The sequence below is a fragment of the Azospirillum sp. CT11-132 genome, assembly GCF_047302835.1.
Taxonomy (GTDB): domain Bacteria; phylum Pseudomonadota; class Alphaproteobacteria; order Azospirillales; family Azospirillaceae; genus Azospirillum.
The window spans coordinates 342,697-367,236 of sequence record NZ_JBGLZA010000001.1 but is presented as its reverse complement, the minus strand read 5'-3'; the positions used below and the strand labels follow the sequence as shown (position 1 = coordinate 367,236).

The window sequence follows — 24,540 nt, the reverse complement described above, 5'->3', positions numbered from 1 at the left end:
CGCCGGCCTGCTGGCGGGGCGATTGGCACACGGATTGCGAAGGGAGTGGCGAGACAGCAGCGGGTGCCGGCAACGTCGCCGAAACCCGCGACATCGGCCGAAGCCGTGCGACGACGTGCGGAATTGGCTCTGGTTCGACGACGAACCGCCCGGACAACGGCGTCCGAACAGGTCTGCACCCTCCTTCGCGATCCACTCGCGGGGCAGGGAGACGGCCCGTTCGGACGCCTTTCTTTTTGGCCCCGTGCCTGACTTTGCGGCAGGCCGGACACGATTGACGAGGCAGACGCGCCATGGACATGCATCTCTCATCGAACAACGGGCCCGTCGTTGAACTGAACGAGGCCGAACTGCGCAGTGCCGGCCCGGCCAGGGAGCGGCTGGTGGTGGTCGGCAACGGCATGGCCGGCATGAAGACGGTGGAAGAGCTGCTGGCCAAGGCGCCGGGCCGCTTTGACGTCACCGTCTTCGGGGCCGAGCCGCATCCGAACTACAACCGCATCATGCTGTCGCCGGTGCTGGCGGGAGAGAAGACCTTCGACCAGATCGTGCTGAACAGCCGCGAGTGGTACGACGCCAACGGCATCACCCTGCTGACCGGCGAACCGGTGGAGGGCATCGACCGCGCGGCCAGGACGGTGGTCTCGCAGTCCGGCCGCGTCGTTCCCTACGACAAGCTGCTGATCGCCACCGGGTCGATGCCCTTCATCATCCCGGTGCCGGGATCGACCCTGCCGGGCGTCATCGGCTTCCGCGATCTGGCGGACGTGGACGCCATGCTGGCGGCGGCGGCGAAGGGCGGGCGCGCCGTGGTGATCGGCGGCGGTCTGCTGGGTCTGGAGGCAGCCAACGGCCTGCGGGTCAAGGGGATGGACGTCACCGTCGTCCACCTGATGCCGACGCTGATGGAACGCCAGCTCGACCCGTCGGCCGGCATGCTGCTGCAGCGCGAACTGGAGCGCCGCGGCATCGAGGTGCTGACCGGCGCCGACACGGCGGAAATCGTCGGGGATGACTGGGTCAGCGCGGTGCGGCTGAAGGATGGGCGCGAGCTGCCTGCCGACATCGTCGTCATGGCGGTGGGCATCCGCCCGAACATGGCGCTGGGCAAAGCGGCCGGGCTGGAGTGCGGGCGCGGCATCCGCGTCGATGACCAGATGCGCACCAGCGACCCGTCGATCTACGCGGTCGGCGAGTGCGTCGAGCATCGCGGCGTCACCTGGGGCCTCGTCGCCCCGCTGTTCGAAATGGCGAAGGTGCTGGCCCACGACCTCGCGGGCGGGGAGGGTGCGGCCTACACCGGCTCCGTCACCTCGACCAAGCTGAAGGTCACGGGCGTCGACGTGTTCTCCGCCGGCGATTTCTCGGGCGGGGAGGGGACCGAGGACATCGTGTTCCGCGACGCGGCGCGCGGCGTCTACAAGCGGCTGGTGCTGAAGGACGGCAAGCTGCTGGGCGCCGTGCTGTATGGCGACACCAAGGACGGCGCCTGGTACTTCTCGCTGCTGAAGGACGGCGCCGACGTGTCGGCTGAGCGCGACACCATGATCTTCGGGCAGGGCTTCGGCGGTGCCGATGCGGGCGACCCGAACGCCGCCATCGCAGCATTGCCCGACAGCGCCGAGATTTGCGGCTGCAACGGCGTGTGCAAGGGCACCATCGTCAAGGCGATCACCGAAAAGGGCCTGACCAGCCTGGACGAGGTGAAGGCGCACACCAAGGCCTCGGCCTCCTGCGGCGGCTGCTCCGGCACGGTGGAACGGCTGCTGGCGGTGACGCTGGGCGACGGCTTCACGGCGGCGCCCAAGGTCAAGCCGATGTGCAAATGCACCCACCACACCCATGACGCGGTGCGGGCGGCCATCGTGGAGCACGGGCTGAAGACCATGGCCGAGGTGTTCCAGGCGATGGAATGGACGACGCCCGACGGCTGCGCGTCCTGCCGGCCGGCGCTGAACTACTACCTGCTGTGCGCGTGGCCCGGCGAGTATCGGGACGACTATCAGTCCCGCTACATCAACGAGCGCGCCCACGCCAACATCCAGAAGGACGGCACCTATTCGGTCGTGCCGCGCATGTGGGGCGGCCTGACCAACGCCGCCGAGCTGCGCGCCATCGCCGACGTGGTGGACAAGTTCAACATTCCGACCGTGAAGGTCACCGGCGGCCAGCGCATCGACCTGTTCGGCGTGAAGAAGGAGGATCTGCCGGCGGTCTGGGCCGATCTGAACGCCGCCGGGATGGTGTCCGGCCATGCCTATGCCAAGGGTCTGCGCACGGTGAAGACCTGCGTCGGGTCGGAATGGTGCCGCTTCGGCACGCAGGATTCGACCGGGCTGGGCGTGAAGCTGGAACGCATGACCTGGGGCACCTGGACCCCGCACAAGGTCAAGCTGGCGGTGTCCGGCTGCCCGCGCAACTGCGCCGAGGCGACCATCAAGGATCTGGGCGTCGTCTGCATCGACAGCGGCTATGAACTGCATGTCGGCGGCAACGGGGGCCTGCATGTCCGGGCCTGCGACCTGCTGGTCCGCGTCGCGACGGAGGAGGAGGTGCTGGAATACACCGGCGCCTTCATGCAGCTGTACCGCGAAGAGGCCCGCTATCTGGAGCGCACCGCGCCGTGGGTGGAGCGGGTCGGCCTCGACCACATCAAGGCGGCGCTGGTCGATGATCCGGAGCGGCGGCGGGCGCTCAACGCGCGCTTCCTGTTCTCGCAGACCTTCTCGCAGGACGACCCGTGGGCGGAGCGCGCCGCCAAGGGCGTCGACCGTCACGAATTCAATCTGCTCGCCGAAGTGGGGTAAGGATCATGGACAGCATCATCATGGAAACCGTCTGGACCCAGGTCGGCAACATCGACGACATCCCGGTGCTGGGCTCGCGCGTCGTCCGCACTCCCGGCGGCGACATCGCCCTGTTCCGCACGGCGGCCGACGAGGTTTTCGCGCTGGAGGATGCCTGCCCGCACAAGCAGGGGCCGCTGTCCCAGGGCATCGTCCATGGCCGCCGCGTCACCTGCCCGCTGCACAATTGGGTGATCGAGCTGGCGACCGGCGAGGCCGTCGCCCCCGACGAGGGCCGCACCGGCCATGTTCCGGTGCGGGTCGAGGGGCGCAGCGTTGCCATCGCGCTCGGCGAGGCCAAGCTGTCTCGCGGCGGCTGCCGCAAGGCCTGCGGCCATGTTTGATGGAGCGGAGCCAACCTCCGGGCCGAAACGGGAGGTGAAGACCACCTGTCCCTATTGCGGGGTCGGGTGCGGGGTGATCGCGCGCGTTTCGGCCGATGGCGCCGTCACCGTACGCGGCGATGCCGACCACCCGGCGAACCGGGGACGGCTCTGCTCCAAGGGATCGGCGCTGGCCGACACGCTGGTGCCGGATGGGCGCTTGCTCCATCCCGAGATCGGGGACCGGCGGGTGTCGTGGGACGAGGCGCTGGACGAGGTGGCTCGGCGGTTTTCCGACACCATCGCCAAGCATGGGCCGGACTCGGTCGCCTTCTACGTCTCCGGCCAGCTGCTGACCGAGGATTATTACGTCGCCAACAAGCTGATGAAGGGCTTCATCGGCTCGGCGAACATCGACACCAACTCGCGGCTGTGCATGGCCTCGTCGGTGGTCGGGCACAAGCGCGGGCTGGGCGCCGATGCGGTGCCGGGGAGCTACGAGGATTTCGAGTGCACCGATCTGGTGGTGCTGGTGGGGTCGAACCTCGCCTGGTGCCACCCGGTGCTGAACCAGCGGCTGCTGGCGGCGAGGGCGGAGCGCGGCACGCGCATCATCGTGGTCGATCCGCGGCGGACCGATTGCGTCGATGCCGCCGACCGTCATCTGGCGCTGAACGCCGGGACCGACGCGGTGCTGTTCAACGGGCTGCTGGCATATCTGGACAGCCGGGGCCATCGCGATGCCGGCTTCGTCGCCGCCCATGCCGAGGGGGTGGAGGAGGCGCTGGCCGCCGCCCGCGCTGATGCGGCCGATATCGAGACGGTGGCCCGCCGTTGCGGGCTGGCGGAGGCAGAGGTCGCCGCCTTCTATGCCGAGTTCGCGGCGACGGAACGGGTGGTGACGGTCTATTCGCAAGGCGTCAACCAGTCGTCCCAGGGCAGCGACACCGTCAACGCCATCCTGAACGTGCATTTCCTGACCGGGCGCACCGGCCGGCCGGGTTGCGGTCCCTTCTCCGTCACCGGGCAGCCGAACGCCATGGGCGGGCGCGAGGTCGGCGGGCTGGCGAACCAGCTTGCCGCCCATATGGGCTTCACGGCGGAAGAGGTCGAGCGGGTCGGCCGCTTCTGGCAGGCGCGGCGCATGGCGGACAAGCCGGGGCTGAAGGCGGTGGATCTGTTCCGCGCCATCGAGGCCGGCTCGGTCAAGGCAGTGTGGATCATGGCGACCAACCCGGCGGTCAGCATGCCCGACGCCGGGCGGGTCCGCCGGGCGCTGGCGAAGTGTGAAACCGTGGTGGTCTCCGACTGCATCCGCGACACCGACACCGGCCGCTTCGCCCATATCCGCCTGCCGGCCAAGGGCTGGAGCGAGAAGGACGGCACCGTCACCAACTCCGACCGCACCATTTCGCGGCAGCGGGCCTTCAAGGATGGCGAGGGAGAGGCGCGGGCGGACTGGTGGATCGTGACGCAGGTCGCGCGGCGGATGGGCTTCGCCGAGGCCTTTCCGTATGAGACCGCCGCCGCGGTGTTCCGCGAGCATGCGGCGCTGTCGGATTTCGAGAATGGCGGTTCGCGGGCCTTCGACATCGGGGCGCTGAGCGGACTGGATGATGCCGGTTACGACGCCCTGGCGCCCTTCCCCTGGCCCTGGCGCGCCGGGGGCGAGCCGCAGAAGCGGCTGTTCGGCGACGGCCGATTCTTCACCGCCGACGGGCGGGCGCGGATGCTGGCGGTGACGGCGAAGCCGATGCCGCGTGCGGTGCCGGACGGTGCCTTGCTGCTGAACACGGGGCGGCTGCGCGACCAGTGGCACACGATGACGCGCACCGGACTGTCGGCGCGGCTGTCGGCCCATGTGCCGGAACCGCGGCTGGACATTCACCCGGCGGATGCGGCGGCGCGGGGCGTGGACGATGGCGGGCTGGCTCGCATCGCCACGGCGGCGGGGGAGGCGCTGGCGCGGGTCCGCGTCACCGATGCCCAAAGCGAAGGCACGATCTTCCTGCCGATGCATTGGACCGACCGCTTCACCGGCGCCTGTGTCATCGGCCGGCTGATCGACGACGAGGCGGTGGACCCGGTCTCCGGCCAGCCGGATCTGAAGCGGATGCCGGCGACGGTGGAGCCATGGCGGCCGCACTGGACCGCCTTCCTGCTGACCCGCCGGGTGGTTGAACCTGGGCATGGCGGCTATTGGGCGCGGCGGGCGGTGAGCGGCGGACATCTGGTGGAGATGGCCGGGACGGGGGCGATCCCCGATGTTGCGGCGTGGCTGCCCGGTCTCGACCCGGCCGAGGCGGTGGTGGAGTTCCGTGACCACGCGCGCGGCGGTCTGCGGATGGCCTGGATGGACGGGGACCGGCTGGAGGCCTGTTTGTTCGTCGCCTCCGACGGGCGCCTGCCGCCGCGTGGCTGGCTCGCCGGGCTCTTGGAGGTCGACGGGCTGGATGATGGCGCGCGGGCCGGGCTGCTTGCCGGGCGGGAGCCGGGCAGGCAAGCGGATGAGGGGCGGATCGTCTGCGCCTGCTTCAGCGTCGGCATCAACCGGCTGGTGGGGGCGATCCGCGACCGGCAGCTGACCAGCGTGGCGGAGATCGGTGCGGCGTTGAAGGCCGGGACGAATTGTGGTTCCTGCGTGCCTGAACTCAAGGAGGTGCTTCGTCATGCTCATCAGCGCGAAGTGGCGTGATGGCCAGACCCTCCCTCTCCCCCCCGCTCACGCGCAAACTTCGTTTGCGCTGACGCGACAGGCGGACCTTTGGTCCGCCGTTAGCGGGGAGAGGGGCGGGGTGAGGGGGATGCGCGGCGGGGCCTTCTGGGATTGGCTGCGCGCCACATTCCCAATGTTCGCTCGTCTTTCGGAGAAGTTTTCCCCCTCACCCCAACCCTCTCCCCGGGGGGGAGAGGGGGATATGGGCAGGGGAGGCACCGTAAGCCTCGTCGGCGCCGGTCCCGGCGACCCGGACCTGCTCACCGTCGCGGCGGTGAAGGCGCTCGCCGCGGCCGAGGTCGTGCTCTATGACGCGCTGGTCGGCGACGGCATTCTCGATCTCGCCAACCCGAAGGCGGAGCGCATCTGCGTCGGCAAACGCTCCGGCCGGCATTCGCTGCCGCAGGGGGAGATCAACGCGCTGATCGCCTTCCATGCCCGGCGCGGCAAGCGGGTGGTGCGGCTGAAGGGCGGCGATCCGATGGTGTTCGGTCGCGCCGGCGAGGAGATCGAGCATCTCGACAGCCTCGGCATTCCGGTTCGCGTCATCCCCGGCATCACCGCGGCGCTCGGCTGTGCGGCCTCGACGGGGCTGTCGCTGACCCGGCGCGGGGTGTCGCGCGCCGTCACTTTCGTCACCGCCCATGGCCGCGACGGCGAGCGGTTCGAGCCCGACTGGGCGCGGCTGGCCGATCCGCAGGGCACGCTGGCGATCTATATGGGACGCGAGCAGGCGCGCGCGGTCGGCCAGGGCCTGACAGGGGCCGGGCTGCCGGCCAACACGCCGGTTCTGGCGGTGGAAAACGGCTGCCGGCCCGATGAGCGGCGTTACTGGACGACGCTCGGCGCCATGGCGGAGCAGGGGGTGGCCGCCGGCAAGGGGCCGACCCTGCTGCTGGTGGGCGAGGCGCTACGCCCGCGTCAGGTCGGGGCGGCGGACGCCCTGGCCGGGACGGCGGACTCCATTGATCTCCGCGCGTTTGGCGACTTCGCTCAGCGGCTCGATCACGACTGACATGGTGAAGACGGTGGCGTGCAGCAGGTTCGCCCCGTCCACCATCAGCCCGACATGGCCGGGGAAGAAGACGATGTCGCCACGCCGATACTCCACGTCGCGGCCATCGTCGGACACCCACGCCCCCAGCCGCTCGTCCTTGCGCTGCATGCCGCTGCTGTGGTGGGAGACCACGCCGGCCGCCGCCATGGCGGTCAGCGCCAGCCCGGAACAGTCGATGCCGAAGCTGCTGCGTCCGCCCCAGACATAGGGTGTCTCCAGGAAGCGCAGGGCGGTGGCGAGATGGTCGGTCGCGGGAGGGGCGTCCACCGGCTCCAGCCAGCCCGCGAACAGCCAAAGCCCGTCGTCGGTGCCGACCCAGCCATTCTCGGCCCGGCCGTCCAGCGTCACCAGCGACCCGAAGCTGAGCGTCGCCACCGGCGGCGCCCGGTGCGTCGGTCCGGGGTGCAGGTCGGCGCGCAGAGCCCGCACGCGGTGGGTGGGGGCCACCGGCTCCCGATGCGCGGTACCCGGCGGCAGCCAGCCGACATGGCCGTCGAAGGCGTTCTCCGCCCGCAGCCAGCCGTCACGCTCCTCCAGAATGCAGAAACGTTCGCCGCGGATCATCTCGCTGGTCTGAGGGATGCCCTGTTGCGGCTCCTCCAGCAGGACGGCGTGCGGGGCGGTCAGTTGGCGCGTGGTCATGGGTGCGGGCCGGACTTCGTGAAAACCGGCTGCGACCTTAGCGCCGGTGCCGACGCTGCGCGAGGGATAAAGCGCATCCGTCATTTCAACGGAGTCTCCGTCATTCCGCCGGAAATCTCCAGCGTGACCGGCGCATTGCCCGGTTCAGCCCGGCCACATCCGCCGGCACCTTTTGTGTGCGAGCCAAATCGTCAGCTTGGCTCGCCAACACGGATACGGCTGAACAGAGGAGCGCGAGAGATGGCAACGATGAAGGTTCTGGTTCTGGGGGCCGGCAAGATCGGGTCGATGATCGGCACGCTGCTGTCCGAGACCGACGATTTCGCCGTCACCATCGGCGACCGGGACGAGGCGCTGCTGTACCGCGCCGAACATGCCGGGCTGCGGGTGATGCGCGTCGATGTGGAGGATCACGATTCCCTGCGCGCCGCCATGGCCGGCCAGCATGCGGTGCTGAGCGCCTGCCCCTTCACCCTGACCCCGGCCATCGCCACCGCCGCCGTCGCGGCCGGCGCCCATTACCTGGACCTGACCGAGGATGTCGCCGCCACCCGCAAGGTGAAGTCGCTGGCGGAAACCGCCAACAGCGCGCTGATCCCGCAATGCGGTCTGGCGCCCGGCTTCATTTCCATCGTCGGTCATGACCTCGCCCGCCGCTTCGACGAGCTGCACAACCTGCACCTTAGGGTCGGCGCCCTGCCGCAGTATCCGACCAACGCCCTGAAGTACAATCTGACTTGGAGCACCGACGGGCTGATCAACGAATACTGCAACCCGTGCGAGGCCATCGTCGACGGCCGCCCGCACGAGGTGATGCCGCTGGAGGGCGACGAGCGCTTCGCGCTGGACGGCGTCGATTACGAGGCCTTCAACACCTCGGGCGGGCTGGGGTCGCTGTGCGAGACGCTGGCCGGCAAGGTGCGGAACCTCGATTACAAGACGGTGCGCTATCCCGGCCACCGCGACATCGTCCGCCTGCTGATCCGCGACCTGCGGCTGGGCGAGCGGCGCCACCTGCTGAAGGACGTGCTGGAGACGGCGGTGCCGCTGACGCTGCAGGACGTGGTTCTGGTGCTGGCGACCGCCACCGGCGTGCAGGAGGGCGAACTGCGGCAGGAGACCTTCGCCACCAAGATCTACAGCAAGCAGATCGCCGGCCGCACCTGGAGCGCCATCCAGGTCACCACCGCCGCCGGCATCTGCGCCGTGCTGGACCTGCTGCGCGAGGGCTCTATCCCGCAGGCCGGCTTCATCCGGCAGGAGCAGGTGCCGCTGGACGCCTTCCTGAACAACCGCTTCGGGCGGCATTACAAGGGCTGACCTCTGTCGCCCGGCGGGCTGATGATCAGCAGCGTGTCCTGGGGCTGGATGATGTAGCGGTTGCGTTCGGTGAAGGGGATGTTGCGGCCGTGGCTGTGCACCTGCACCACCATGCCGCCGGTGACCTCCGCCATCGTCAGGCCGACCTCGTCCGGTTCCGCACGGCGTTCGCTGAGCACCATCTGCCCGCCGGTCGACATCAGGTCGCACAGGAAGGGAGTGGCGTGGCGCGTCTCCACCGCGTCGGCCATCAGGTAGCCGCCGATCTTCGGCGGCGACACCACCAGATCGGCGCCGCTGAGGTTGGCGAGCTTGATGTTCTCCTCCTGCCTGATGTTCGCCACGATCTTGGTGTCGGCGGACAGGTGGCGCACGGTCAGGATCACCAGGATGGTGGTGTCGTCGCGCCCGGTGCTGACGATCACCGCCTTGGCTTTGCCGACGCAGGCCTTGGTCAGCGTCTCCTCGCTGGTGCCGTCGCCGAGAAGGCCGATGAAGCCGGCGTCGGCGGCCAACTGGATGCGGTCCTCCGAATCGTCGATGACGACGATGTGGTCGGCGGGATGGCCCTTCGCGACGGTCTCCTGCGCCGCGATGAATCCGCTGTGCCCGAAGCCGCACAGCACGATGTGGCCCTGCAACTGCTTCTGAATGCGGCTCAATCGGAATTCCTCCACGATCCTCTGCACCACCAGCTCGTAGGCGGTGCCGAGAAAGATGAACCAGATGAAGATGCGGATGGGGGTGACGGCGAAGGCGTCGATCAGGCGGGCGGAGTGGCTGACCGGCACGATGTCGCCATAGCCGACGGTGGTCACCGTGATCATGGCGAAATAGAGGATGTCGGGAAAGCTGATGGTGCCGTCGATCTGGTCCTTCAGTCCGTCACGGTCGAACCAGAACACCGCGATGACCAGCGCGATCAGGACGGCGACGATCCCGATGCGCAGCAGCAGGGTCTTTTCCGCCGACAGGCCGGAGCGGACATGGAGAAGCCGCCCCTTCTTCAGGGACGGCCTGCCTCGTCTTCTGTCCTGTATTCGCCGCTCCACCGGATCCTGTTTCCGCTGTTCGTCCGTTCGGGCTTTCCGCCCGATAGTCTGAACGCGCGAAACCGCGTTCGGGTCGCGGGAGCCGCGCCTTTAAAATTTGAAGACCGCTTCCATGCCGGCGAAATGGATGGTCTTGGCCGGGCCGCTGTCCTTCAGGAAGGGACCGGGGCGGAACAGCGAATAGGAGACCAGCCCCTCGAAGGAGCGGCCGGAGCTGTAGGACAGCACCAGTTCGCCCTGGGTGCCGACATAGCGCGCCCGTGACGCGGCGCCGGAGCGCAGCAGGCCGCCGGTCAGGTCGTACACCCCATCGTCCAGGCTCTCCCGCCAATAGGCGATGGCGGAGGCGGACAGGCTGAACTCGTCGGTCAGGGCGAGGTCGAGCGTCGGGTGCAGGTTCATCAGGTTATAGGGACCGATCGGCGTCAGCTCGCCGAAATATTGGGCGCGCGGGAACAGGGGGTTGAAGGTCTCCAGCCGGTCGTCGCGGGGATTGCCGTCGCCGCTGGCGATGTTGGCCTTCAGGCTGAGGCGGGGCTGCAACGGCAGCGTGGTGAAGCGATAGCCGCTGTCGGTGGCGAGCGACCAGGCACGGATGGACCCGCCCCCAGAGGAATTATTGGCGAAGCGGCCGAACTGGCCCATCGCCTCCCAGTTCCAATCCCAGCCGGCGGCCTTGCCGAAGCTGCGCAGGCCGATGGTGTGGCGCAGTTCGTTACCCCTGCCGGAGTCGAAGCTGGCGCGGCGGTTGCGGTAGCCGATGTAGTAGGCATCAAGCCCGGCGCTGTCGGTCCAACCGAAATCAAGCGGGCGAGTGGCGTAGAGCGCCCATGCCGTGCGCTTGGCGTCGCGGCCGTCGTCGAACAGCTCCGGCGTCGGCTGGACCGGGCGGCCGAGGAAGGCGTCGATCCGCCAGGGTCCGGCGGTGACGATCCCCTTCACCGCATCGAAGGAGCGCGGCACGTTGGCGCCATAGCGGATGGAGATCAGCCGTTCTGACCCATAAGCCAGCATCTGGCGGCCGACGCGCAGCGTGCCCTGGGCATCACCGAGCGGGGCGTTCAGGTCGGCGAAGCCCTGCATCAGGTCGATGCGGTCGGCGTCCGGCGGCGCCAGCGGGTCCAGCTTGCCCGCCGTGCCGGCCATGATGAGCTGGCCGAACAGGCGAAGGCTCTGGCCGACGCGCAGGTCGGCATAGGGCAGGGCGCGCCACAGTCCGTAGGCGTCGTTGCGCGGCTCGTCCTGGCCCCAGCTGCTGTTGCGGATCGCCTCGCCGCGCAGGCGAAGCTCCAGGCCGGTTGAGAGCGAGGCGGTGCCGTCGCCGGTGACCGGGATGGCCTTGAACCGCTCCCAAAAGGCGCCGGAGCGGGCCTCGGGCGAGAGCAGGTAGCGGTAATCCTCGTCGAAGCGGGTGTTGGTCAGCGGCGGTGGATTTGTCGATTGGGCCGCATAGGCCGGACCGATCCACAGCAAAAGGGCAACCGCCGCCGCGCGAAGGCGGGCCGACATGGGGCATCTCCGTTAGGGCGCTGGACTGCACCGATCCTAGGGAGATGCCCGGTGGCGTGATTGCTCCTTCCGAACCGCTTTTGCCGGTTCTGCGCGCGGCTTACCCCACCGCCGCCATCGACGCTGCCGAATCGGCCGTCCGCGTGGTGCCGTAGCGGCGGATCATCGCGGCGCAGAACTCGGCGAACTCCTCCGCCACCTGGGGCGGGCTGGTGTGGTGGGGTTCGACGCCGCGGTGTTCCGGGGTGAAGCAGAAGGTGACGGTCACCTCGAAATCGGCCAGCGCCTCCATCTGGCGGTCGAACCAATCCAGCGCATTGGGGCGGAAGCTGTCGGCCCAGGACAGGCCGGTGCGCAGGTGGCGGACACCCAGCCGCTTCAGCCACGCCACCGCCTCGTCAAGCCGGTGATCCTCGTAATGGAACCACTGGCAGATGCCCATCTGGCCGGCATAGGGGGCGAAGGCCTCCACCGCCGGTTTCGGCGTGCCGTCGGCGCGCAGAAGCCCCATGTGGAAATGGCGGTAGTAGGACGACCCCTCCGCCTCCTTGTGGCGGGTGGTGGCCTCCCAGTGGCTGGGCAGGTCGTACAGGCTGTACCAGTGGATGCGCGGCACCTTGCCGATCAATAGCTCGGCGGTACGCTTGACGCCCCAGGCCTGCACCTCTTCGGCGCCGAAGGAGGAGACGCCGGCCTCGGTCACCCAGATCGGCTTGTCCGTGACGGTGCGGATCTCGTCGATCTTGTTCGGCCACTCGTGGATCTGCCAGAGATTCCAGTCGAGCGGGAAGCCGTGGACCGCCACCACGTCCACCTCCTCCAGCACGCCGCGCTCATCGAGCCGGCGGACGAAGGACGGGTCGATGGGGGACATGCCGCCCAGCACGCGGGTGATGGTGGAGTTCTCCGCCCGGATCGCCTGCCCGGCCAGGATGGTCATGCGGGCGAACAGGTCCCATTCGGGGTCGAGGTTGGGATCCCAGTGCGACTTGTTGTTCGGCTCGTTCCAGATCTTGGCGGCTTCGATCATCCCTCGGTCCCTTTCTTCACGGCGTCTTCTTTGGGCTGGGCCGGATACACCGCACCGGCCTCGGTCGGGCGGTCGACCCGGCGGCAGACATAGACCTCGCGTTCCGGATGTTCGGTGATGGCGAAGCCGGCGCTGCGCAGCATGGCCTCGGCGCAGGCGGCGTTGGGCGCCCACCAGTTGGTCCAGTCGCGGGCGTATTCGTGTTCGATGAAATGCAGCTTCGGATAGCCGGGATCGTCGAAGTGATCCTGTTCGAAGAAGTCGTAGTCGGCGCGCACCGGCGCCACCTCGGCCGAGCCGCGCTGCATCGACTGGAAGATCATCAGATCCTTGGCGACATGGTCGTGGATCAGGTCGAGCGCCAGCAGCGGATGGCGCAGGTGATAGAGCACGCCCATGAACAGCACGACGTCGAAGCTTTCGCCGAGTTTGGCGACGTCATAGACCGACATCTTGTAAAACTCGATGTCCTGGCCGGTCACTTCGGCGGCGAATTTCGCCTGGGCCAGATAGCGGTCGTCGAAGTCGATGGCGACCACCCGGTCGGCGCCACGGCGCTTCATTTCGATGGAGTAGAAGCCGCCGTTGCAGCCGATGTCGAGAACGGTGCGGCCGGTCAGATCCTTCGGCACCGCATGCTCGAAGCGCTTCCACTTCACGTTCGGGTAGTCGTTGAGGAAATGGTTGGGCGCCGTGCGCACGCCGTTGAGGTCGATGTTGTGGAACCAGTCGCCGAGTTCGGCCACCCGTTCGCGGATCTGGTCGGCCGTCAGGCTCGTCATGCCGCACCCTCGTTGATGCTGTGGACCTTCAGCCCCCAATCACCGGCGATCAGGACGCTGCGGGAAGCCGGGCTGATTTCGAATCGTCCGTAAAAATCCAGCGGCAGGCCCATGGCGTGGGCCAGCGCCGCCTTGATGATGTCGCCGTGACTGACCAGGGCCAGCATGCCGCCGGGGTTGGCGCGGCGCAGCCGGTCGAGCAGCGCCGCGATCCGGTTCTGCGCCTCCGCCATCGACTCGCCGGGCGTGTCGCCGGGGGTGGGGCGGCCATGGCTGCGCGCCCGGTTCCACAGGTCCCAGGCGGGGTCGCCGTGCAGTTCCTCGAACCGCTTGCCGCTCCAGGCGCCGAGGTCGAGTTCGTTCAGCGTCGGTTCGATGGTCAGGGGAAGGGACTGCCGTTCGGCGATGGGGGTGGCGGTCTCAATCGCGCGTTCCAGCGGGCTGGACAGCACGGCGGCCAGGCGTTGTCCCGACAGGCGGTCGGCCAGCGTGTCGGCCTCCGCCCGGCCCTGGGCGCTGAGCGTCACGCCGGCCATGCGGCCGCACAGGACCGAGCCCAGCCGGTCGTGCGAGCCGTGGCGGATCAGGATGAAGATGGTTTCCATGCCGCCGCTCACATCAGGCGGGTCGGCTTGGGCTCCCGCGGGAAATCCATAGGCGGCTCGCCGGCGATGAAGCGCAGCGTGCGCTCCCGCGCTTCATGATCGGTGAACTGTTCCGGCGGCGACTTCATGAAGTAGCTGGACGGGCCGACCAGCGGGCCGGCGATGCCGCGATCCAGCGCCAGCTTGGCACAGCGCACCGCGTCGATGACGATTCCGGCGGAATTGGGGCTGTCCCAGACCTCCAGCTTCAGCTCCACATTCAGCGGCACGCCGCCGAAGGTGGTGCCTTCCAGCCGGATATGCGCCCATTTCCGGTCGGTCAGCCACGGCACATGGTCGCTGGGGCCGACATGCACGTCATCCGGATCGAGCGGCACGTCGAGCTGGCTGGTGACGGCCTGGGTCTTGGAGATCTTCTTCGATTCCAGACGCTCGCGTTCCAGCATGTTCTTGAAGTCGGTGTTGCCGCCGAAATTCAGCTGGTAGGTGCGGTCCAGCCGCACGCCGCGCTCGCGGAACAGGTTGGCCAGCATGCGGTGGACGATGGTGGCGCCGACCTGGCTCTTGATGTCGTCGCCGATGATCGGCAGCCCGCGCTCGGCGAAGCGCCGTGCCCAGACGGGGTTGGAAGCGATGAAGACGGGTATGCAGTTGACGAAGGCGCAGCCAGCCTCCAGCGCCTGTTCGGCATAGAATTCCGTGGCCTGCTGCGACCCGACCGGCAGGTAGGACACCAGGATGTCGGTGCCGGTGCGGCGCAGCGTTTCCGCCACGTTCACCGGCCGCTGCTCCGATTCGGTGATGTCACCGGCGAGGTATTTTCCTATGCCGTCCAGCGTCGGCCCACGGTCGACCTGCACGCCGAAGCGCGGCGGCTTGGCGAAGCGGAAAGTATTATTTGGAGGTGCGAAAATAGCCTCTCCGACATCAAAACCCACTTTTGAGGCTGCAACATCGAAGGCCGCAGAAATCTCGATGTCTCCAACGTGATAACCGCCAAGATCGACAGTCATAAGCCCCGGTGGCGGCTCATTGGCTTTGGCGTCAGCATAATAGCATATCCCTTGTACAAAAGATGATGCACAATTTCCGACGCCAGCGATTGCTACCCGGAGCTTTTTCCCAGTCACTGAGATCTCCCGTCCTTAAATGCACGTCATTTCACGGAGCGCGGATATTTGTAGACTTTAAAAGGAGTCATCGGAAGATCGGTCGTTGGTAGCAAGCCTTTTGGACGAGGTGCGCAATTTTTCACGCCGGTGTTAACGTCGACAGTACGGCCGACGTGACTCCGACAATGAGTTGCGAGCCGGTCCTGAAATAAAACCGCACAGGGTGCCCTGGGCAACTTGCGGGGACGAGCGGGGGGCTCGCGGTGTCGATGTCCGCAGGCCCTGCCCCTTGTTTCCGCACGTCAACGTCAAGAATGTTTGAAATTCCTCGGAGGGACTTGTGGGAGAGACCGTTCTCGTCACTGGCGGAGCCGGCTTCATCGGCCGCCACGTCGCCAAGGCCCTGCTTGCCCGCGGCGACCGTGTCCGGGTTCTGGACAGCCTGATCGAACAGGTGCACCCGACGCAGCAGCGCCCCGATGAACTGGACCCCGACGTGGAGCTGCTGGTCGGCGACGTGCGCGACGAGGCGATGGTGGCCCAGGCGCTGGAAGGCGTTGATTCGGTGATCCACCTCGCGGCCGAAGTCGGCGTCGGCCAGAGCATGTATGCGGTCGACCGCTACACCTCGGTGAACGACTACGGCACCGCCGTGCTGTTCCAGCGCCTGATCGACAAGCCGGTGCGCCGGGTGGTCGTCGCTTCGTCGATGAGCATCTATGGCGAGGGGCTGTACCGCACCGCCGACGGCACGCTGATGGAGGACGTCGTCCGCGGCGCCCGCAATCCGGATGGGACCTGGGATCCGCTGGACCAGCAGGGCCGGCCGCTGGTGCCGGTGCGCACCCCGGAAAGCAAGCGCCCGGCGCTGAAGTCGGTCTATGCCATCGGCAAATATGTGCAGGAACGGCTGACCCTGACGTTGACCGCCCAGTACGGGATGGAGGGATCGGCCCTTCGCCTGTGGAACGCCTATGGGCCGGGGCAGGCGCTGTCGAACCCCTACACCGGTGTGTTGGCGATCTTCGCCTCCCGCATCGCCAATGGCCAGCGCCCGATGATCTTCGAGGATGGGCAGCAGCGCCGCGACTTCGTCCATGTCCGCGACGTCGCCCGCGCCTTCCTGCTGGCGCTCGATAACCCGGCGGCCAACGGCGAGGTGTTCAACATCGGCTCCGGCGAGGAGCGCACGGTGGAGGAGGTGGCGCTGTTGCAGGCCGCCTCGATGGGCCGCGCCGACCTGTCGCCGGAGATCACCGGCAAGGCGCGCGCCGGCGACATCCGCCACAACATCCCCGACCTGACCAAGGCGCGCACCGTGCTGGGTTATGAGCGGAAGGAGGATTTCTCCGAAGGGCTCGCCGAGCTGGCCGAGTGGGTCGCCCGGCAGGAGGCGCAGGACCGCGTCGCCGACGCCCGCCGCGAACTGGAAGAGCGGGGTCTGGTGGCATGAGCGGCACCAAGAACCCGATTCTGATCACCGGCGGCGCCGGATTCATCGGATCGAACCTTGCCGACCGGCTGGCGTCGGACGGGCATGACGTGCTGATCTACGACGCGCTGCGCCGTCCGGGGGTGGAGCGGAACCTGCGCTGGCTGCAGGCCCGTCACCCGTCGCGCATCAGCGCCGTCATCGCCGACCTGCGCGCCGAACAGGCGCTGGCCGATGCGGCGAAGGACGCCAAGGCGGTGTTCCATCTGGCCGCCCAGGTGGCGGTGACCACCAGCATGGTCGACCCGGTCGACGATTTCGAGGTGAACATCCGCGGCACGCTGTCCCTGCTGGAGGCGGTGCGCCGAACCGGCCGGCGCACGCCGGTGATCTTCGCCAGCACCAACAAGGTCTATGGCGACCTCGCCGACGTGCCCCTGGAACTGGTGAACGACGCCTATGCGCCGGTGGATCCGGCGATCCGCGCGCATGGCGTGTCGGAGGCCCGGCCGCTCGACTTCCACACCCCCTATGGCTGCTCGAAAGGGGCGGCGGACCAGTATGTGCTGGACTATGCCCGCAGCTTCGACCTGCCGACCGCCGTGCTGCGGATGAGCTGCATCTATGGCCCGCGCCAGATGGGAACGGAGGATCAGGGCTGGGTCGCCCATTTCCTGATCCGCGCGCTGAACGGCGAGCCGATCACCATCTACGGCGACGGCCGGCAGGTGCGCGACGTGCTGTTCGCCGCCGACACGGTGCAGGCCTATGTCTCTGCCTGGGAGCGGATCGAGCAGGTGAAGGGCCGCGCCTTCAACCTGGGCGGCGGGGCGGCGAACGCCATCAGCCTGCGCCAGTTGATCGCGCACATCGAATATCTGATGGGCCGCAAGGTGGAGGTCAGCTACGGCGACTGGCGGGCGGGCGACCAGCGCTATTACGTGTCGGACACCCGCGCGGTGCGCGACGCGCTGGGACTGGCCGCGCCGACGGAGTGGAAGCGCGGCGTGGCTCTGCTGGCCGAATGGCTGCGGGCGGAGAAGAGCGGCCTGCCCGAAGCCGCCCCGTCGGTGGAGGCGGCCTGATGAGGGTCGCGCTGGTCAACCCGGCCTGGAGCTTCGACCACAGCATCTATTTCGGATGCCGCGAAGCGCATCTGCCGCTGGAGCTGGGATACAGCAAAGCGCTGCTGGAGCAGGGCGGGCACGAGGTGCTGATGCTCGACGGCGCACTGGACGGCCTGTCGAACGCGGAGATGGCGGAGCGGGTCGCCGCGTTCGCCCCCACCATGACCGTGCTGACCACGGCGCCGACCTACCTGTTCTGGCGCTGCGCCCAGCCGGAGCTGCGGGTGCCGCGCGAGTTCCTGGCGGCGCTCGACGGCCGGGGCGGGCGGACCATCGCGGTCGGGCCGCACGGCTCCACCACCCCGGCTCCGACGCTGAGCAAGCTCGGCGTCGATCTGGTGGTGCGCGGGGAGTGCGAGGAGATCGTCGCCAAACTGGCTGACACGATGGTTGACGGTGGGGCGCTGGACGACATTCCGGCACTGGCCTTCCGCCGCGACGGCGATCTGGTGGTGACCGGCGGGCCGCACGCGGCGCGCTTCACCGATCTGCCGGCGCAATCCTGGCCGGTGGAGTGGCTGCAGCGCCATCCGCACCACCACCACCGCTATGGCACCGAGCCGGTCGGGCCGGGGGCGGAGGTGGAGGCGTCGCGCGGCTGCCCCTACAACTGCAGCTTCTGCGCCAAGATCGATTTCCGCGACCAGTACCGGCGGCGCGACACCGCCATCATCCTGGAGGAGATCGACGGGCTGATCGCGGCCGGCGTCCGCTATGTCTATTTCATCGACGAAATCTTCCTGCCCCGGCGCGACCTGTTGGAAGCGCTGGTGGAGCGGCCGATCCAGTTCGGCGTGCAGACGCGCATCGATCTGTGGAAGCCGGACATGCTCGACCTCCTGGGCGCGGCCGGCTGCGTCTCGATCGAGGCCGGGGTGGAAAGCCTGACCGAGGAAGGCCGCGCCTCGCTCGACAAGAAATGCCGGATGAGCACCGACGATCTGGCCGACCGGCTGATCCATGCCCGGCGCAGCGTGCCCTTCGTCCAGGCCAATTTGATCGCCATGGCCGGCGACGACGCCGACATGGTCAAGACCTGGCGGGAGAAGCTGCTGGCCGCCGGGGTGTGGGCCAACGACCCGGTGCCGCTCTATCCCTATCCGGCATCGCCGGACTACCGCCGCCTGTGGGGCGAGCCGGACGACCGGGCGTGGGAGCGGGCACACGAGCATTACCTTGGCCAGTTCGAACGCCTGAGCGACATCCAGGAGGACGAGCCCTTGCCGCTGACGGAACTGGAGGCGGCATGCTCCTGCCGCTGACTGGTGCCCAGAAGAAACCGCTGCCTGCAGAACCCCCATACGTGCTGATGACGGCCGACAGTGTCGGCGGGGTGTGGACCTATGCGCTGGATCTGGCGCGTGAACTGGCAGGGCAGGGGACGCGGGTGACGCTGGCGGTGCTGGGGCCGTCGCCCCACCCCGACCAGATCGCCGCCGCCGCGGCGGTGGACGGGCTGGAACTGATCGACACCGGCTTGGCCCTGGACTGGACCGCCCCCGACGAGGCGGCCGTGCGCCGCACGGCGGAGGCGCTGGGCGATCTGGCCGCGCGGCTCGGTCCCGACGTGGTGCATCTGAACAGTCCGGCGCTGGCCGCCGACGCCGGCTTCACCATGCCGGTCGTCGGCGTCTGCCATTCCTGCATGGCGAGCTGGTGGGTGGCGGTGCGCGGCGGCGGGATGCCGGAGGATTTCCGCTGGCGGACGGAGCTGCTGCGCCGCGGCTATCAGGCCTGCGACGTGCTGGTGGCGCCCAGTGCCGCCTTTGCCGAAGCGACCGCCGCCTTGTATGGCGTGGCGGCGCCGGTGGTGGTGCGCAACGGGCGCTATGCCCGCAAGGCCGGACCGCGGCGGGCCGCGATGGGGCGGGAGCGCTTCGTCTTCACTGCCGGGCGGCTGTGGGATTGCGGCAAGAACGTCGCGCTGCTGGACGCGGCGGCGAAGCTGCTGGATGTGCCGGTCTTCGCCGCCGGGTCGCTGGAAAGCCCGACCGGGCATCGCGTGGCGCTGGGGCATGCGCGGGCGCTGGGGCGGCTGGACGGCGCGTCGGTCGCCGGATGGATGGCGCGGGCGCCGGTCTTCGCCTCCCTGCCGCTCTACGAGCCCTTCGGGCTGACGGTGCTGGAGGCGGCGCAGGCCGGCTGCGCGCTGGTGCTGTCGGACATCGCCAGCTTCCGCGAGTTATGGGACGGCGCCGCCATCTTCGCCGATCCGGGCGATGCCAAGGCGCTGGCCGCGACCCTGCGCCGGCTGCTCGACGACCCGCTGGAGGCCCGGCGGCTCGGCACCGCCGCCCGCCGCCGCTCCGCCCGCTATGACATGGACCGGCTCACCGCCGGGATGCTCTACGTCTATTGGTCGGTGACGCATCCCGTGCGTTCGGAGGTGATCGCGTGAGGATCGTCTATTTCACCCATTCGCTGGCCTCCTGCTGGAACCACGGCAACGCCCATTTCCTGCGCGGCGTCCTGCGCGACCTGATCGCCCGCGGCCATGATGTGCAGGTGCTGGAACCGGAAGGGGCTTGGAGCCTGCAAAACCTGCTTGCCGACCATGGCGAGGCGGGGCTGGAGGCCTATCGCACGCTGTATCCGGAACTGTCGTCGCGGGCTATGCCGAAGGGCTTCAACGTGGAGGCGGCTTGCGATGGTGCCGATCTTGTGATCGTTCATGAATGGAACGACCCGGCGCTGGTCGCGGCGGTGGGCGAAGCGCGCAAGCGCGGCGGGCGCTTCACCCTGCTGTTCCACGACACCCACCACCGCGCGGTCAGCGAGCCTGAGGCGATCAACGCCTTCGACCTGTCCGGCTATGACGGCGTGCTGGCCTTCGGCGAGACGCTCGCCGCCGTCTACCGCCGCTGGGGCTGGGAAGGCCGCGTCTTCGTCTGGCACGAGGCGGCCGACATCCGCCTGTTCCATCCGCCGGCCGAGGAAGGGTCGCGTGAAGGCGCGGTGTGGATCGGCAATTGGGGCGACGGCGAGCGGACGGAGGAGCTTGAACGCTTCCTGTTCGCACCGGCCAGGGACGCCGGGCTGCCACTGGAGATCTACGGCGTGCGCTATCCGGCCGCCGCGCTGGCGACGCTGAAGCGCTACGGCATCGCCTACAAGGGCTGGCTGCCGAACGCTCGGGCGCCGGAGATCTTCGCCCGCCACCGCGTCACCGTCCATGTGCCGCGCCGCTTCTATGTCGACCTGCTGCCGGGCATCCCGACCATCCGCGTGTTCGAGGCGCTGGCCTGCGGCATCCCCTTGGTCAGCGCGCCGTGGAGCGATGCGGAAGGGCTGTTCCGCCCCGGCCGCGATTTCCTGTTCGCTCGCGACGGCGAGGAAATGGCCGCCCACCTGCGCGCCATCGACCGGGACGAGGGGCTGCGCGCCGAGCTGATCCGCAACGGGCTGGAGACGATCCGCGCCCGTCACACCTGCGCCCATCGCGTGGACGAGCTGCTGACCATCGTCGGCAGCCTGCGCGGCAATGAAAAAGAACCGGTTCTCGAGGAGTCCGCCCGATGAAGATGGCCTTTTACGGGTCCAGCCTGCTGTCCTCCTACTGGAACGGCGCGGCCACCTATTACCGCGGCATGCTGAGCGAACTGGCCAAGCATGGCTGGGACATCACCTTTTACGAGCCGGACGCCTTCGACCGCCAGAAGCACCGTGACATCGAGCCGCCGGACTACGCCAAGGTTGTCGTCTATGACGCCACGCCCGAGGCCTGCCGTGCGGTGATCGCCGAAGCGGTGAAGGCCGACGTGGTGGTGAAGGCGAATGGCGTCGGCGTCTTCGACGACGAACTGCTGGACGGCGTGATGGATGCCGCCAACCCGCAGGCGCTGCGCATCTATTGGGACGTGGACGCCCCGGCGACTCTGGCGGAGCTGCGGCAGGCGCCCGACCATGTGCTGCGCCGCCGCCTGCCGGAGTTGGACTTCGTGCTGACCTATGGCGGCGGGCCGTCGGTGGTGACGGCCTATGAGGCGATGGGGGCGCCGGTCTGCCGGCCGGTCTACAACGCGCTGGACCCGTCGACCCACCATCCGGTGCCGCCGCAGGACCGCTTCCGCGCCGACCTGAACTTCCTCGGCAACCGGCTGCCCGACCGCGAGGCGCGGGTGGAGCGCTTCTTCCTGGAGCCGGCGGCGCGCAATCCGGATGCCCGTTACATCATCGGCGGCAGCGGCTGGGAGACCAAGGGGCTGCCGGCCAACGTCACCCACATCGGCCATGTCGGCACCGCCGACCACAATGCCTTCAACACCTCGGCCAAGGCGGTGCTGAACATCGCCCGCGACAGCATGGCGGAGGTCGGCTTCTCCCCCGCCACCCGCGTGTTCGAGGCGGCCGGTGCCGGCGCCTGCCTGATCACCGACGCCTGGGAGGGGGTGGAGCTGTTCCTGGCCCCGGACGACGAGGTGCTGGTGGCCCGCGACGGACAGGACGTGACCGAGCATCTGCGCGCCCTGACGCCGGAACGCTCCCGTGCCATCGGCGAGGCGGCGCGGCGCCGCATCCTGGCCGGCCACACCTATGCCCGCCGGGCGGTCGAGGTGGACCAGCTGTTGCGCGGCGCGCTGGCCGCCCGCCGGGAACGGAGCGCGGCATGAAGCTGGTCGTTTTGGGGCTCAGCCTGTCCTCCTCCTGGGGGAACGGGCATGCCACCACCTTCCGCGCGCTGCTGAAATCCTTCGCGGCGCGCGGGCACGAGATCCTGTTCCTGGAGCGGGACGTTCCCTGGTACGCGAACAACCGCGACCTGCCGAATCCGGGCTGGTGCGAGCTGGCCCTCTACAGCGACCTTGAGGATCTGAAGCGTTTCACCGCCGCCGTTGCCGGGGCCGATGCGGTGCTGGTGGGATCCTATGTGCCGGAGGGCGTGGCGGTCGGCCGCTGGGCGCAGGAGACGGCGCGTGGCGCGGTGGTCTTCTACGACATCGACACGCCGGTGACGCTGGCGAAGCTGGAGCGCGGCGATTACGAGTATCTCGCCCCGGAGATCATCCCCGGCTTTGATGTGTATTTCTCCTTCACCGGCGGGCCGACGCTCGACCGGCTGATGGGGCAGTATGGGTCGCCTGCCGCAAGGGCGCTCTATTGCTCGGTGGATGCGGAGGCCTATGCGCCGATGCCGGTGCCCAAGCGCTGGGACCTCAGCTATCTCGGCACCTACAGCATCGACCGCCAGCCGACGCTGGACCGCCTGCTGCTGGAACCGGCCCGCCGGGCGCCGGAGCTGCGCTTCGTGGTGGCCGGGCCGCAATACCCGGACGACATCGTCTGGCCGGCGAATGTCGAGCGGCTGCACCATGTGCCGCCGGCCGACCACCCGGCCTTCTATGCGGCGAGCCGCTTCACGCTGAACGTGACGCGCGAGGACATGATCCGCGCCGGCTACAGCCCCAGCGTCCGCCTGTTCGAAGCGGCAGCCTGCGCCACGCCGATCATCTCCGACATCTGGGACGGCATCGACACGCTGCTGGAGCCGGGGCGGGAGATCATCCTGGCCGAAAGCGCCGGCGAGGTGCTGGAGGTGCTGCGCCGCCCGGCGGCGGAGGGCGAGATCGGCGAGCAGGCGCGTCGGCGCATCCTGGCCGCGCACACCGCGGCGCACCGGGCCGAGACGCTGGAGCGCGAACTGGTCGCGGCGGCGGAGCGCGGGCGTGCCCCCACCCCAACCCTCCCCCGCTGTGCGGGGGAGGGGGCAGGCGCTTGAGCGGAACAGTGGCGGCAGTCCCCTCCCCTGCGAAGCTCTCGCACAAAGCTTCGCTTTGTGCTGACGCGACAGGCGGACCGTAGGTCCGCTGAGAGCGGGGGAGGGTTAGGGTGGGGGTCTAACTTCCCCCACCCCCTTAGCTCACTTGCTGTAGTCGTAGAAACCGCGGCCGGTCTTGCGGCCGAGGAAGCCGGCGTCGACCATCTCCTTCAGCAGCGGGGCCGGGCGGTACTTCGGATCGTTGAAGCCTTCATAGAAGACCTCCATCACCGACAGCATGGTGTCCAGACCGATCAGATCGGCGAGCGCCAACGGGCCGATCGGGTGGTTGCAGCCGGCCTTCATGCCGGCGTCGATGTCCTCGGCCGTGGCGATGCCTTCCTGCAGCGCGAAGATCGCCTCGTTGATCATCGGGCACAGGATGCGGTTGACGGCGAAGCCGGGGCTGTTCTTCGCGGTGATCGGCGACTTGCCGACGCGCTTGGCGAAGGCCATCGCCTTGGCGTGGGTGTCGTCGCTGGTCTGGATGCCGCGGATGATCTCCAACAGCGCCATCAGCGGCACCGGGTTGAAGAAGTGCAGGCCGATGAAGCGGTCCGGACGGTCGGTGGCCGTCGCCAGCTTGGTGATGGAGATCGACGAGGTGTTGGTGGCGACCAGCGCCTCCGGCTTCAGGGTCGCGCAGAGATCCTTCAGGATCTTGACCTTCAGGTCCTCGTTCTCGGTCGCGGCCTCGATCACCAGATCGCAAGCAGCCAGCTTCGACTTGTCGGTGGTGGCGGTGATGCGCGCCAGGGCCGCTTCGCGGTCGGCGGCGGTCATCTTCTCCTTCTTGACCAGACGGTCCAGGCTGCTGGCGACGGTCGACAGGCCGCGCTGCACCGCTGCCTCGGAGATGTCGGTCATCACCACCGTCAGGCCGGCGACGGCGCAGACCTGGGCGATGCCGTTACCCATCTGTCCGGCGCCGATGACGCCGATGGTCTCGATTCCCATGCTCTCGGCCATGTTTCTTGTCCCTATCGTTGAGCGCGTGCGTTGGTTCGCAGATGCAGCATCTTCTACACGTTTTTTCGTTGCGCTGCGATGACTTGTCGTATGCGGCAAGGCGGGCTTCCGCCCGGCGCGGCGACCTGACGCAGCCCTGCCATCGGCGGAAATCCGCCGACCGCTGGAGCCGGGACGGCGGATTTCCGCCGAAAGGATCTGTGGCCGGAAAGGCCGGGTCCAGGCTTTTCAACTGTTTGCGCAGCGAACTGATTATGGCACGG

General features: G+C 68.5%; 20 protein-coding genes. 12 read left to right on the top strand and 8 right to left on the bottom strand.

Annotated elements, in window-relative coordinates; genetic code table 11:
- Positions 1-299 precede the first annotated feature (299 nt).
- The 4 genes from nirB (at position 300) to cobA (ending at position 6,900) form a co-directional block, all read left to right on the top strand.
- A complete protein-coding gene (gene nirB / locus ACCD06_RS01605; RefSeq protein ID WP_413338365.1) occupies positions 300-2,807 on the top strand; it encodes a nitrite reductase large subunit NirB in 2,508 nt (835 codons plus the stop codon).
- A 5-nt stretch (positions 2,808-2,812) separates the two neighbouring features.
- Positions 2,813-3,190, top strand: a complete 378-nt coding sequence (gene nirD / locus ACCD06_RS01600; protein ID WP_109155647.1) for a nitrite reductase small subunit NirD — start codon at positions 2,813-2,815, stop codon at positions 3,188-3,190.
- Between the two features lie 34 nt (positions 3,191-3,224).
- Positions 3,225-5,864: a molybdopterin-dependent oxidoreductase gene (locus tag ACCD06_RS01595; RefSeq protein ID WP_413338255.1), complete on the top strand. Its 2,640-nt coding sequence runs from the start codon at positions 3,225-3,227 to the stop codon at positions 5,862-5,864.
- A 223-nt stretch (positions 5,865-6,087) separates the two neighbouring features.
- Positions 6,088-6,900 (top strand): uroporphyrinogen-III C-methyltransferase, encoded by an 813-nt coding sequence (gene cobA, locus ACCD06_RS01590; RefSeq protein ID WP_413338253.1) that lies wholly within the window; start codon positions 6,088-6,090, stop codon positions 6,898-6,900.
- Here the strand turns inward: cobA and ACCD06_RS01585 are convergent.
- Positions 6,796-7,584: an NlpC/P60 family protein gene (locus tag ACCD06_RS01585; RefSeq protein WP_413338251.1), complete on the bottom strand. Its 789-nt coding sequence runs from the start codon at positions 7,582-7,584 to the stop codon at positions 6,796-6,798. The two genes, cobA and ACCD06_RS01585, sit on opposite strands and share 105 nt — an antisense overlap.
- Positions 7,585-7,824: 240 nt before the next feature.
- Between ACCD06_RS01585 and ACCD06_RS01580 the strand changes: the two genes are divergently transcribed.
- Positions 7,825-8,904: a saccharopine dehydrogenase family protein gene (locus ACCD06_RS01580; protein WP_413338249.1), complete on the top strand. Its 1,080-nt coding sequence runs from the start codon at positions 7,825-7,827 to the stop codon at positions 8,902-8,904.
- Here ACCD06_RS01580 and ACCD06_RS01575 read toward each other — a convergent pair.
- The 6 genes from ACCD06_RS01575 to ACCD06_RS01550 form a co-directional block, all read right to left on the bottom strand.
- Complete coding sequence (locus ACCD06_RS01575) at positions 8,892-9,956, bottom strand: potassium channel family protein (RefSeq protein WP_413338247.1); 1,065 nt, start codon at positions 9,954-9,956, stop codon at positions 8,892-8,894. The two genes, ACCD06_RS01580 and ACCD06_RS01575, sit on opposite strands and share 13 nt — an antisense overlap.
- A 90-nt stretch (positions 9,957-10,046) precedes the next feature.
- A complete protein-coding gene (locus tag ACCD06_RS01570) occupies positions 10,047-11,465 on the bottom strand; it encodes an alginate export family protein (protein ID WP_413338245.1) in 1,419 nt (472 codons plus the stop codon).
- A gap of 100 nt (positions 11,466-11,565) precedes the next feature.
- Positions 11,566-12,495, bottom strand: coding sequence for a beta-xylosidase (locus tag ACCD06_RS01565; protein WP_413338243.1), 930 nt, complete (start codon positions 12,493-12,495; stop codon positions 11,566-11,568).
- Complete coding sequence (locus tag ACCD06_RS01560) at positions 12,492-13,277, bottom strand: TIGR04290 family methyltransferase (RefSeq protein WP_413338241.1); 786 nt, start codon at positions 13,275-13,277, stop codon at positions 12,492-12,494. The genes ACCD06_RS01565 and ACCD06_RS01560 overlap by 4 nt, the downstream gene beginning before the upstream one ends.
- Positions 13,274-13,882 carry a histidine phosphatase family protein gene (locus ACCD06_RS01555; protein WP_413338239.1) on the bottom strand — a complete coding sequence of 203 codons (609 nt, stop codon included), beginning with the start codon at positions 13,880-13,882 and terminating at the stop codon, positions 13,274-13,276. Before ACCD06_RS01555 ends, ACCD06_RS01560 begins: the two co-directional genes overlap by 4 nt.
- Before the next feature lie 8 nt (positions 13,883-13,890).
- Entirely contained in the window at positions 13,891-14,895 is a 1,005-nt protein-coding gene (locus tag ACCD06_RS01550) for an inositol-3-phosphate synthase (RefSeq protein ID WP_413338237.1), read from the bottom strand.
- Positions 14,896-15,334: 439 nt separating this feature from the next.
- Here ACCD06_RS01550 and ACCD06_RS01545 point away from each other — a divergent pair, with 439 nt between their 5' ends.
- From ACCD06_RS01545 to ACCD06_RS01515, 7 genes are read left to right on the top strand one after another with little or no spacing between them, the layout of a single operon-like run.
- Positions 15,335-16,447, top strand: a complete 1,113-nt coding sequence (locus ACCD06_RS01545) for an NAD-dependent epimerase/dehydratase family protein (protein WP_413338235.1) — start codon at positions 15,335-15,337, stop codon at positions 16,445-16,447.
- A complete protein-coding gene (locus ACCD06_RS01540) occupies positions 16,444-17,511 on the top strand; it encodes an NAD-dependent epimerase/dehydratase family protein (protein ID WP_413338233.1) in 1,068 nt (355 codons plus the stop codon). Before ACCD06_RS01545 ends, ACCD06_RS01540 begins: the two co-directional genes overlap by 4 nt.
- On the top strand, positions 17,511-18,815 hold the full coding sequence (locus ACCD06_RS01535) for a TIGR04295 family B12-binding domain-containing radical SAM protein (RefSeq protein ID WP_413338231.1): 1,305 nt from the start codon (positions 17,511-17,513) through the stop codon (positions 18,813-18,815). Before ACCD06_RS01540 ends, ACCD06_RS01535 begins: the two co-directional genes overlap by 1 nt.
- On the top strand, positions 18,800-19,951 hold the full coding sequence (locus ACCD06_RS01530; protein WP_413338229.1) for a glycosyltransferase family 4 protein: 1,152 nt from the start codon (positions 18,800-18,802) through the stop codon (positions 19,949-19,951). Before ACCD06_RS01535 ends, ACCD06_RS01530 begins: the two co-directional genes overlap by 16 nt.
- Complete coding sequence (locus ACCD06_RS01525) at positions 19,948-21,072, top strand: glycosyltransferase (RefSeq protein ID WP_413338227.1); 1,125 nt, start codon at positions 19,948-19,950, stop codon at positions 21,070-21,072. The genes ACCD06_RS01530 and ACCD06_RS01525 overlap by 4 nt, the downstream gene beginning before the upstream one ends.
- A complete protein-coding gene (locus tag ACCD06_RS01520) occupies positions 21,069-22,163 on the top strand; it encodes a glycosyltransferase (protein WP_413338225.1) in 1,095 nt (364 codons plus the stop codon). The genes ACCD06_RS01525 and ACCD06_RS01520 overlap by 4 nt, the downstream gene beginning before the upstream one ends.
- On the top strand, positions 22,160-23,269 hold the full coding sequence (locus tag ACCD06_RS01515) for a glycosyltransferase (RefSeq protein ID WP_413338223.1): 1,110 nt from the start codon (positions 22,160-22,162) through the stop codon (positions 23,267-23,269). Before ACCD06_RS01520 ends, ACCD06_RS01515 begins: the two co-directional genes overlap by 4 nt.
- 141 nt (positions 23,270-23,410) lie before the next feature.
- Here ACCD06_RS01515 and ACCD06_RS01510 read toward each other — a convergent pair whose 3' ends face one another.
- Positions 23,411-24,277, bottom strand: coding sequence for a 3-hydroxybutyryl-CoA dehydrogenase (locus ACCD06_RS01510; RefSeq protein ID WP_413338221.1), 867 nt, complete (start codon positions 24,275-24,277; stop codon positions 23,411-23,413).
- Positions 24,278-24,540 lie beyond the last annotated feature (263 nt).